The sequence below is a fragment of the Bradyrhizobium sp. genome, from assembly GCF_050014615.1.
Taxonomy (GTDB): domain Bacteria; phylum Pseudomonadota; class Alphaproteobacteria; order Rhizobiales; family Xanthobacteraceae; genus Bradyrhizobium.
Genome location: NZ_JBEKCZ010000187.1, coordinates 1 through 10,393 on the forward strand (window position 1 = coordinate 1; position 10,393 = coordinate 10,393).

General features: G+C 63.3%; 9 protein-coding genes and 1 pseudogene. 4 read left to right on the forward strand and 6 right to left on the reverse strand.

Going from position 1 to position 10,393, the window contains the following annotated elements:
• Positions 1 to 79: 79 nt before the first annotated feature.
• Complete coding sequence (locus ABR948_RS23760) at positions 80 to 619, reverse strand: adenine phosphoribosyltransferase (RefSeq protein WP_428122794.1); 540 nt, start codon at positions 617 to 619, stop codon at positions 80 to 82.
• Between the two features lie 135 nt (positions 620 to 754).
• Positions 755 to 2,920, reverse strand: coding sequence for an anthranilate synthase component I (locus ABR948_RS23765; RefSeq protein WP_428122796.1), 2,166 nt, complete (start codon positions 2,918 to 2,920; stop codon positions 755 to 757).
• A 326-nt stretch (positions 2,921 to 3,246) separates the two neighbouring features.
• Here ABR948_RS23765 and ABR948_RS23770 point away from each other — a divergent pair, with 326 nt between their 5' ends.
• Positions 3,247 to 4,251, forward strand: a complete 1,005-nt coding sequence (locus ABR948_RS23770; RefSeq protein WP_428122798.1) for a VOC family protein — start codon at positions 3,247 to 3,249, stop codon at positions 4,249 to 4,251.
• Between the two features lie 137 nt (positions 4,252 to 4,388).
• Here the strand turns inward: ABR948_RS23770 and ABR948_RS23775 are convergent, their stop codons facing one another.
• The 3 genes from ABR948_RS23775 to petA form a co-directional block, all read right to left on the reverse strand.
• Complete coding sequence (locus tag ABR948_RS23775; RefSeq protein ID WP_428122801.1) at positions 4,389 to 5,063, reverse strand: dienelactone hydrolase family protein; 675 nt, start codon at positions 5,061 to 5,063, stop codon at positions 4,389 to 4,391.
• A 265-nt stretch (positions 5,064 to 5,328) separates the two neighbouring features.
• A complete protein-coding gene (locus ABR948_RS23780) occupies positions 5,329 to 7,389 on the reverse strand; it encodes a cytochrome c1 (RefSeq protein ID WP_428122804.1) in 2,061 nt (686 codons plus the stop codon).
• Between the two features lie 65 nt (positions 7,390 to 7,454).
• Positions 7,455 to 7,982 (reverse strand): ubiquinol-cytochrome c reductase iron-sulfur subunit, encoded by a 528-nt coding sequence (petA, locus tag ABR948_RS23785; RefSeq protein ID WP_428122806.1) that lies wholly within the window; start codon positions 7,980 to 7,982, stop codon positions 7,455 to 7,457.
• Positions 7,983 to 8,259: 277 nt separating this feature from the next.
• Here petA and ABR948_RS23790 point away from each other — a divergent pair, with 277 nt between their 5' ends.
• From ABR948_RS23790 to ABR948_RS23800, 3 genes are all read left to right on the forward strand, one after another.
• Positions 8,260 to 8,727, forward strand: a complete 468-nt coding sequence (locus ABR948_RS23790; protein ID WP_428122809.1) for a tRNA (cytidine(34)-2'-O)-methyltransferase — start codon at positions 8,260 to 8,262, stop codon at positions 8,725 to 8,727.
• Positions 8,728 to 8,747: 20 nt separating this feature from the next.
• Positions 8,748 to 9,635 carry an oxygen-dependent coproporphyrinogen oxidase gene (gene hemF / locus ABR948_RS23795; protein WP_428122812.1) on the forward strand — a complete coding sequence of 296 codons (888 nt, stop codon included), beginning with the start codon at positions 8,748 to 8,750 and terminating at the stop codon, positions 9,633 to 9,635.
• Between the two features lie 157 nt (positions 9,636 to 9,792).
• Positions 9,793 to 10,014 (forward strand): YodC family protein, encoded by a 222-nt coding sequence (locus ABR948_RS23800; protein ID WP_428122814.1) that lies wholly within the window; start codon positions 9,793 to 9,795, stop codon positions 10,012 to 10,014.
• A 95-nt stretch (positions 10,015 to 10,109) separates the two neighbouring features.
• On the opposite strand, the pseudogene ABR948_RS23805 reads toward ABR948_RS23800, so the two are convergent.
• Positions 10,110 to 10,393 (reverse strand): annotated as a pseudogene (locus ABR948_RS23805) (sulfite exporter TauE/SafE family protein); the annotation flags it as partial.

Genomic DNA, 10,393 nt, shown 5'->3' on the forward strand with positions numbered 1-10,393 from the left:
AATCGAGAAGCCGCGGCGTATGGGTCCCGGCGTTCGCCGGGACGACCACCGAGTTTGTGCGCGCCTCCGCGTTGAACCCTCAATGCCCGTCGAAGGCCATCAGCGTTCGCACCGGCACATCCATTGCCCGCAACTTCGCGGCCCCGCCGAGATCCGGCAGGTCGATGATGAAGCAGGCCGCCACCACATTGGCGCCGATCTGGCGCATCAGCTTGACCGCGCCCTCCGCGGTGCCGCCGGTGGCGATCAGGTCGTCGACCAGGATCACGCGCTCGCCGGGATGGATGGCGTCGGCGTGCATTTCCATTTCATCGAGCCCGTATTCCAGCGAGTAGGCGATGCGCACGGTGGTGTGCGGCAGCTTTCCCCGCTTGCGGATCGGCACGAAGCCGGCCGAGACCTGATGCGCCACCGCGCCGCCGAGAATGAAGCCGCGCGCCTCGATGCCGGCGACCTTGTCGATCTTGTTGCCGGCCCATGGCTGCACCAGTTCGTCGACCGCCTGGCGGAAGGCGCGCGCGTCGCCGAGCAGCGTCGTGATATCGCGAAACAGGATACCCGGTTTCGGGTAGTCCGGGATGGTGCGAATACTGGCCTTCAAATCATATTCAAAAGTCATTTCTTCCTCGTCTGAAATTGAGACGTCATTCCGGGGCGCTCGTGAAACGAGCGAACCCGGAATCTCGAGACTCCGGGTTCGCGCTGACGCGCGCCCCGGAATGACGTCTCTGTGAACCACCGCATCCTACAGCTCTCAATTTACCGGCACGCCAAGCCGGAATGCGTTCTCGACGATGCGCAGGCCAACTTCGCCGCCGAGCGACATCAGCGATTCCGGGTGAAACTGCACGCCGCCGACCGGCAAGGTCTTGTGCTCGATCGCCATCGCGACGCCGTCCTCGGTGCTCGCCGTCACCTGCAGCACCTCGGGCATGCTGTCGCGCTCAACATAGAGCGAATGATAGCGGCCGATCACGATTTCATCGGGCAGGTTCTGCATCAGCCGTCCACCGCGTACCTGGACCCGCGACGGCCGTCCATGCGCCGGCTGACCGAGCTGGCCGAGCTGGCCGCCGAAATATTCCCCGATCGCCTGCACGCCAAGGCAGACGCCGAAGATCGGCAGCTTCCGGCCCAATGCCGCATCGATGGTTTTGGAGATGGCAAAGTCTTCCGGTCTCCCCGGCCCTGGCGACAGCACCAGCAGATCATAGTTTTGGGTGCTCAGCATGAGCTCCGCGTGCACATACCGTACCACAGTCACGGTGGCCCCGACCTGGCGAAAATAGTCCGCCAGCATATGCACGAAACTGTCGTCATGATCGATCAGCAGCACCCGCTTGCCCGAGCCGGTGGCATCCGGCGCGAAGGCCGACAACGGCTTCGGCGGATCGCCGCGCAGCGCCTGGAACAGCGCCGCCGCCTTGACCTGGCATTCGCGGTCCTCGGCGGCGGGGTCTGAATCGAACAGGCAGGTGGCGCCGACCCGCACCTCGGCCAGCCCGTCCTTCATCCGGATGGTGCGGATGGTCAGCCCGGTATTGATGCTGCCGTCGAAATTCACCGCGCCGATCGCGCCGGCGTACCAGCGCCGCGACGAGCGCTCATTGTCCTCGACGAACTGCATCGCCCATAATTTCGGCGCACCGGTCACCGTCACCGCCCAGGCGTGGGTGAGGAACGCGTCGAGCGAATCGAAACCCGGCCGCAGCATGCCTTCGACATGATCGACGGTATGAAACAGTTTCGAATAGGTCTCGATCTGGCGCCGCGCCAGCACCTTGATGGTGCCGGGCACGCAGACCCGCGCCTTGTCGTTGCGGTCGACGTCGGTGCACATATTGAGTTCGAATTCGTCTTTCTCCGAATTGAGCAATTGCCGGATCTGCTCGGCATCGCCGATCGCGTCGATGCCGCGCGCGATGGTGCCGGAAATTGGGCAGGTCTCGACCCGCCGGCCGTCGGAGCGCACGAACATTTCCGGCGAGGCCGCCACCAGAAATTCACCGTCGCCGAGATTCATCAGCGCGCCATAGGGCGACGGATTGATCCGGCACAGCCGCTGGAATACTTCCGCCGGCGAGCGCTCGCAGGGTTCGGCGAACAATTGTCCCGGCACCGCCTCGAACAGGTCGCCGCGCGCGAAGGCGGCGCGGGCGGTTTCGACCGTGGCCTGATATTCGCCGGGCGCATGATCGGAAAATCCCTGCCGCGGCGTCTTGAGGTAGACGCTTTCGGGGGTATCGCGCGGCAGACCTTCCGTGGACTTCCCCTTCCAGGCGAAATCGTAGCTCAGCACCACGCCGCGTCCGGTGGCGCGGTCATAGGCCAGCAAACGGTCCGGCAAGAACAGCACGATGTCGCGCTGGTCGGCCTCGCGCGCGCGCTTCTGCTTGAGGTCCTCGATCTGGAACACGAGGTCGTAGGCGAATGCGCCGAACAGGCCGAGCAAGGGATCGTCGTTGGCGCCGAGCGCCGCCACGAGGTCACGCACCAGCGACATCACGCTGGCGCGGCGGGTGCGCTGGTCTTCATCGACCGGCGCCGCACCGCGCACGATGTGGCCGGCGAGACGGCTGGCGCTCTTGTCGGTGACGACGACACAGGGCTCGCGCAGCACTTCGCCGAGGAAGGCGATCAGCACTTCGCCGCGCGCGTTCAGGGCATCGAGAAAGAAATCGGATCCGGTGGTTTCCAGCCGCAGCGGCGGATCGCTAAAGCCGATGTCGAAACTTTCATAACGGCCCGGCACCGTGGTGCCCGACGACAGCACCACGCCGCGGCGGCCATCGAGCAGATCGATCAGGTCATCGAGCCGGTTGGCGCCGCCGGAGAACTGCTCCACCGCGCGCGTCACGTCGAGGCCGCCATGGGTGCGATATTCGCTGCGGGCCGGCAGTGAGAAGGCTGTCCTGTTCATGTGATCCTCTTACGAAACTTGCCGAGGGAACGCCACACAGGACAAACGAAAAGGCCGTCGCGCTGCGATGACGGCCTCTGACGATGGGAGAAAATGAAATCGCACCGGCCACCTCTTAGGAGGTGCGCCACCAGAGTCGGGCTGGGCGGACGACGATGTTCATGGCCACGTAAACACCATGGCTGGCCGGGTTCGTCAAGGACGGTATGGACGTAACGCTTCCGGCAGATTGCCGATTTCGGACGCATCTTTTGGTGTTGAACGGCCAAAAATATGCGTAAGTTTCGGCTTAAAGATCAAGAAAACAGCGAAGCGGGAGGCGCGCGATGCCATTGCAGGCTCTGGGATATGCCGGGTTCGGCTCGGCCGCGCTCGACGATTGGCGGCAGTTCGGCACCAGACTGGTCGGCCTGCAGGCGGTGGAACGCAGCGCCTCTTTGCTGGCGTTCCGGATGGACGACCGCAAGCAGCGCATCGTCATCGACCGCGCGATGCCGGAAGGGTCGCGCTTCCTAGGCTGGGAGGTGGCCGACGCCGCCGCGCTGGACCGGCTCGCGGCCCGGCTGGAACAGGCCGGCGTCGATGTCACCGCCGAGCCGCAAACGCTGGCCGACAACAGGCGCGTTCGCGGCCTGATTTCGTTCCACGATCCCGCCGGCAATCGCCTGGAGGCCTTTTACGGCGCCGACATCGACGCAACGCCGTTTCGCCCCGGCCGTTCGATTTCCGGATTCCGTACCGGCCCGCTCGGCCTCGGACACGCCGTGCTGACGGTCGAGAACATCGACGCGGTGATGCCGTTCTATGTCGACCTGCTCGGCTTTGGGCTCAGCGACTACATGCAAAAGCCGTTTCGCGCCTACTTCTTCCACATCAACGCGCGGCACCACAGCCTCGCTCTGATCGAGACCGGCCGCAACGGCATGCATCATCTGATGGTGGAGATGTTTTCGCTCGACGATGTCGGCCAGTCCTATGATGTCGCCTTGAGTGAGACCGATCGCATCGGCGTCACGCTCGGCCGCCACACCAACGACCTGATGACGTCGTTTTACGCCAAGACGCCATCATCGTTCATGGTCGAGTGCGGCTGGGGCGGCCGCGAGATCGAGCCCTCGAGCTGGCAGCCGTTCGAACTGCAGGACGGTCCGAGCCTGTGGGGCCATGAACGGGTGTGGTTGCCGCCCGCCGACCGCGAGGTGGCGCGGCAGATGCGGATGCGCGCCGCGGCAGCCGGCCTGCGGGCGCCGGTCCAGGTGATGGACGGCAATTACCGGCTGATGTCGGGCACCTGCGCGTGGTGGGATGGGGTGAGCAAGACGGATCGATAATTCTAACAACAGCGTCGTCCCGGCGAACGCCTGGACCCATACGCCGTGTCGCCGCGTTTGCGCGCCGTGTTAGAGACCTTCTTTCATTACCACAGCCTGTGGTTATGGGTCCCGGCGTTCGCCGGGACGACGATAGCTCACCCCAGATGCTTCCTGAAAAAATCCGTAGCCCGGCCCCAGGCCAGTTCGGCGGCCTCGCGGTCGTGCACCGACTGCCGCTGCTCGTTGACGAAGGCGTGCTCGGCATTATATCGAAACAGTTCGAGCGACTTGCCGGCCGCCTTCATGCCCTGCGCGAAGGCATCGACCAGTTGCGGCGTGCACCAGTCATCCTTGTTGGCGAAATGGGCCTGCAGCGGAATTTTGATGTCCGCCGGCTTCGCCGCCGCCTCCGGCGGAATGCCGTAGAACACCACGCCCGCGGCGAGTTCGGGTATCCTGGCGGCGCCGATGATGGTGACCGCGCCGCCGAGGCAGAAGCCGGTCAGGCCGACCTTGGCGCCGTTCTTGCCGAGATAAAGTGCTGCGCCGCGCACGGTCTGCGTGGTGGCGTCGATGAAATCCAGCGAGTTCATCTCCCTGCCGGCGGCGTCGGAGTCATGATACGGCACCACCTTGCCGGCATAGAGATCGGGCGCCAGCGCATCGAAGCCGGCCACCGCGAAGCGGTCGCACAGCCCCTTGATCTGCTCCGACAGCCCCCACCATTCCTGGATCACGACCACGCCCGGCGCGTTGCCGCGCGCCGCATTGGCGAGATAACCGCTGGCGTCCCTGCCGTCCGGACGCTTGAACGAGATGCTGGTGCCCATGGGTTCCTCCAATGATTTTCTGAAGCAGCGGTTGGCTTCTATTTAGTCCGCAGTGCGGCCAGGAAGCAATCAGACTCCGTCATTCCCCGATGCGCAACTGCGCATCGCGGATGGTGCGCTAGCACCAGACCCCAGATGTGCAATTGCACATCGGGGAATCTCGAGATTCCGGGTTCGATGCTGTGCATCGCCCCGGAATGACGAACGCAGCAAAAAAGCCCCCGCAGGGGCTTTTTCAATTCAATTTCACCTGATCGAACAGGGATCAGTGCGCGTCGGCCCAGACCTTCTTCTTGGTGAAGTACATCAGGCCGGCGAAAATGATCAGGAACACGAACACCTGCAGCCCGAGCCGCTTGCGGGCCTCCATATGCGGCTCCGCGGCCCACATCAGGAACGTGGTGATGTCATGGGCATATTGCGGAAGCGTCGCCGGCGCCCCATCGTCAAACGTGACCTGACCGTCGTTCAGCGGCTTCGGCATCTTGATGGCATGGCCGGGGAAATACTTGTTGTAGTAGGCACCTTCCGGAATGGTCACGCCGGCAGGCGGCTTGTCTTCAAAGCCCTGCAGGATCGCGCTGACGTAGTTCGGGCCCTGTTCCTGGAATTGCGTGATGAAGTCGAACACGAATTGCGGGAAGCCGCGCTCGTAGGAGCGTGCCTTGGTGATCAGGGACAGATCTGGCGGCAGACCGCCGCCATTGGCGGCGCGAGCGGCCTGATCGTTGGGGAATGGCGAGGGGAAGTAATCGGCGGCCCGGCCGGGCCGGTCAAACATATCGCCCTGATCGTTCGGGCCGTCCTTGATCTTGTATTCGGCCGCGAGTGCGGCCACCTGCGCGGTCGAATATCCCGGACCATCGGCATCGGCGAGATTGCGGAACGCGATGTACGACAGCCCGTGGCAGCTGGAGCAGACTTCCTTGTAGATCTTCAGCCCGCGCTGCAATGACCCGCGATCGAACTTGCCGAACGGACCGGCAAACGACCATTTCTCCGACGGCGGTACCGGCTGCTCGTCGGCCCGCGCGGTCTGCGCGCTGCCGGCGAACATCGCACCCGCGAGCGCCAGCATGACCACCACGGACGCAACCGCCTTGCCGGACTTGGCCAGCACGTCATCGGCGATCGAATTCGGAACCGGCCTCGGTTTTTCGATCCGGCTCAAGAGCGGCAGCAGCACCAGGAAATAGGCGAAGTAGCAGAAGGTCAGGATGCGGCCGGCGATCACATAGATGCCTTCCGGCGGCTGCGCGCCGAGATAGCCCAGCAGGATGCAGACGATGACGAAAATCCAGAAGAACTGCTTGGCCAGCGGACGATATTTGGACGAGCGCGTTTTGGCGCTATCGAGCCAGGGCAGGAACGCCAGCACGATGATCGCCGAGAACATCGCAATCACGCCGGCGAGCTTGTTCGGGATCGAGCGCAGGATCGCGTAGAACGGCAGGTAATACCATTCCGGCACGATATGCGCCGGCGTCACGCCGGGATTGGCGGGAATGTAGTTGTCGGCGTCGCCGAGATAGTTCGGCATGTAGAAGATGAACCAGGCGAAGAAGATCAGGAAGCAGGAAATGCCGAACGCGTCCTTGATGGTCGCGTAGGGCGTGAACGGCACGGTGTCCTTTTCCGTCTTGGCCTCGACGCCGGCCGGATTGTTCTGACCCGCGACATGCAGCGCCCACACGTGCAGCACCACCACGCCGGCGATCACGAACGGCAGCAGATAATGCAGCGAGAAGAAGCGGTTCAGCGTCGGATTGCCGACGGAGTAGCCGCCCCACAGCAGGGTCACGATGCTGTCGCCGACATAAGGAACGGCCGAGAACAGATTGGTGATGACGGTGGCGCCCCAGAAGCTCATCTGGCCCCACGGCAGCACATAGCCCATGAAGCCCGTCGCCATCATCAGCAGGTAGATGATGACACCGAGAATCCACAGGATCTCGCGGGGTTCCTTGTACGACCCGTAATACAGGCCGCGGAACATGTGGACGTAAACGGCGAGAAAGAACATCGACGCGCCGCTGGCGTGCATGTTGCGCAGCAGCCAGCCGTAATTGACGTCGCGGACGATGCTTTCGACCGACTTGAAGGCGAGATCGGCGTTCGGCGTGTAGTGCATCGCCAGGATCACGCCGGTGAGGATCTGCACCCCGAGCATCAGCGACAGGATGGCACCGAAGGTCCACCAGTAGTTCAGGTTGCGCGGCGTCGGATAGGCCACGAACGAGGAATGGACGAGACCCATAATCGGGAGGCGCCGTTCGATCCACTTCAGGGCGGGATGGGTCGGCTGGTAGTCGGATGGTCCGCTCATGATGCGATCCCTAGGGAAGTAAGACGACACGACGGGCTTGCAGTCTCGGATATCGGATCCGAGGCTCAACCAATCTGGATTTTGCTATCGGAAACGAATTGATAGGGCGGCACCGCCAGGTTGGCGGGCGCGGGTCCCTGGCGGATACGACCGGAGGAGTCGTATTGGGAACCGTGGCAGGGGCAGAAGAAGCCGTCGTAATTGCCCTCATGGGCGATCGGGATGCAGCCGAGGTGGGTGCAGATGCCGATCACGACCAGCCACTGATCATGGCCGTCCTTGACCCGGGACTGATCCGTCGCCGGATCGGGCAGGCTGGCGACCGGCACCGCGCGGGCCTCGTCGACCTGCTTCTTGGTGCGGTTCATGATGTAGATCGGCTTGCCCCGCCAGAACACCTTGATGTCCTGCCCCGAGGCAATCGGCGTCAGATCGACTTCGATCGGCGCGCCGGCCGCGATGGTCGAGGCGTCCGGATTCATCTGGGAAATGAACGGCCAGAGCGTGGCCACTCCGCCGACGGCGGCGGCAGCTCCCGTTGCAACAAAGAGGAAATCACGGCGTGTGGTATCCGCCGAAGACGCTGTCGTCACGATTCCAAACCCTTTCTCGGCTGCAGCCGGTGGAACCGCCCCAGGCAACGCATGAACGAAGCAAGGGAGGCTGCCGGCGCCCGCGACCCCCGCGGCGGCAGAAAGACCGCTTCTCCCGGCCAATCGGGCGGAACAAGCAGTCCAGAATCGTTCTATTGGCACCCTTGCCGGAAGAGCGCAAGCCCGCTATCGGCTGGCCAGCGTGCAATGCACTAATTCCGCGCGGAGCGATGATTTATTCCGACATTTCGTGGGACACCCAAAGGGCCGTCACCAAATGCAGATTGCGCTTTTTCAGCCCGACATTCCCCAGAATACCGGGACGATTCTGCGGCTCTGCGCCTGCCTGGACGTCGCGGCCCACATCATTGAGCCTGCAGGTTTTCCGGTATCCGACCGGCATTTCCGCCGGGCCGGCATGGATTATCTCGACCAGGTGACCCTGATGCGCCACGACTCATGGTCAAAATTCGAGCAATGGCGTAACGGCGAGCGCCACCGGCTGATCCTGTTCACCACCAAGGGTGCCGGCTCCTATCTTGATTACCGCTACAGCGCCGCCGACATCCTGCTGTTCGGGCGCGAATCCGCAGGGGTTCCTGACGAAGTCGCCGCCGCCGCCGACGCGCGGCTGGTGATCCCGATCAAGCCCAGCCTGCGCTCGCTCAATGTCGCGATGGCGGCTGGCATGGCGTTGGGCGAGGCATTGCGGCAAACCAGTCCCGGAAACGGCCCGCGGGGTTAGGCATTACATAGGCATTGCAGATGAATATTTCCGTGATCGACGATCGCAAGATGCGGGCCAGGGCCTGGTTCGAAGCCCTGCGCGACGACCTTTGCCTGGCCTTCGAACAACTGGAAGACGAAGCGCCGGCCGCGCTCTATCCCGGCGGCGCCGGGCGCTTCGTGCGAACGCCCTGGGACCGCGCCGACCATAACGGCCAGCCCGGCGGCGGCGGGGTGATGAGCGTGATGCGCGGACGGCTGTTCGAAAAGATCGGCGTGCACTGCTCGACGGTGCATGGCGAATTCGCACCCGAATTCCGCGCCCAGGTCGCCGGCGCCGCCGACGACCCGCAATTCTGGGCCTCCGGCATTTCGATCATCGCCCATGTCCGCAATCCCCATGTTCCGGCCGTGCACATGAACACGCGCTTTGTGGTGACGACCAAGGCCTGGTTCGGCGGCGGCGCGGATCTCACCCCCGTGCTGGACCGGCGACGGACCCAGCAAGACGCCGATACAACAGCGTTTCATCAGGCGATGAAGGCCGCCTGCGACGGCCACAACGGCGTCGCCGACTACGACAGATACAAGGCCTGGTGCGACGAATATTTCTATCTGCCGCACCGGAACGAACCCCGCGGCATCGGCGGCATTTTCTACGACCATCATGATTCCGGCGACTGGGACGCCGATTTCGGCTTCACCCGGGAAGTCGGCCGCGGCTTTGCGAAAATCTATCCCGAACTGGTGCGCAGGAATTTCAACTCCCCGTGGACGGCGGCTGAGCGCGAAGAGCAATTGATCCGTCGCGGCCGTTATGTCGAGTTCAACCTGCTCTATGACCGCGGCACCATGTTCGGCCTCAAGACCGGCGGCAATGTCGATTCCATCCTCTCATCGATGCCGCCGGAAGTGAAATGGCCGTGACGCTGTTCCGCCACCGCCGCTAATCCAAGCGTTTTTAAACCAGGAATTTTAATCCAGGCTTTTGTGTCGGCGACACAAAGCGGACGCGCGGCCGTGATCGACCTGTCATGACCGCGCGATACGTTGTGGCTCGCGTCGATCAACCGAGGAAGCGATCATGGATTTGAAACCAGGCGATGTTGTCATTCTGAAGTCCGGCGGTCATCCGATGACGGTGGCGGAAGTACACGACGACGCCGTCGCGTGCCTGTGGATGGGCGGCGAAGGCGATCTGTTTCGCGAAACGATTCCTCTGACCACCCTGGAACTGGCCGAAATCGAAAGTCCGGATGAAGAGGACGACGACGAAGCGCAGGACGAAGAAGACGAAGCCGCCTGAACAAGACGGCTTGAGCCATTATGCCTGAGAACGTCAGTGACGATGCCGCCCAGCTTTCGGCGGCATCGCCGTGGCGAAGGTGCAGCGGGTTTATTCTAGAACAGAGTCCGCGCGGCCGACGAGATCATCACCACGCCGCCGGCGATCACGGCGACGTCGAGGATCGCGGTGTGGATGTGCACCGGCATGCGCTCGACGAACACTCTGGCGAAAAAAGCCCCGGGCAATGCCACCGCGCCGATCAGAAGCGCAAAGGCCAGCACCTGCGCGGTGACAACGCCGGCCAGTCCGAACACGGAAATCTTGATCACGCTGGTGACCACCGAGATCACGGCGTCGGTGGCGATCACGGCCGCGCCTTCGAGGCCGGCGGCCATCA

Bases quoted from the DNA above. Each gene is read 5' to 3' on its own strand.
- ABR948_RS23760 (WP_428122794.1), bottom strand. From the start codon at position 619: ATGACTTTTGAATATGATTTGAAGGCCAGTATTCGCACCATCCCGGAC.
- ABR948_RS23765 (WP_428122796.1), bottom strand. From the start codon at position 2,920: ATGAACAGGACAGCCTTCTCACTGCCGGCCCGCAGCGAATATCGCACC.
- ABR948_RS23770 (WP_428122798.1), top strand. From the start codon at position 3,247: ATGCCATTGCAGGCTCTGGGATATGCCGGGTTCGGCTCGGCCGCGCTC.
- ABR948_RS23775 (WP_428122801.1), bottom strand. From the start codon at position 5,063: ATGGGCACCAGCATCTCGTTCAAGCGTCCGGACGGCAGGGACGCCAGC.
- ABR948_RS23780 (WP_428122804.1), bottom strand. From the start codon at position 7,389: ATGAGCGGACCATCCGACTACCAGCCGACCCATCCCGCCCTGAAGTGG.
- ABR948_RS23790 (WP_428122809.1), top strand. From the start codon at position 8,260: ATGCAGATTGCGCTTTTTCAGCCCGACATTCCCCAGAATACCGGGACG.
- hemF (WP_428122812.1), top strand. From the start codon at position 8,748: ATGAATATTTCCGTGATCGACGATCGCAAGATGCGGGCCAGGGCCTGG.
- ABR948_RS23800 (WP_428122814.1), top strand. From the start codon at position 9,793: ATGGATTTGAAACCAGGCGATGTTGTCATTCTGAAGTCCGGCGGTCAT.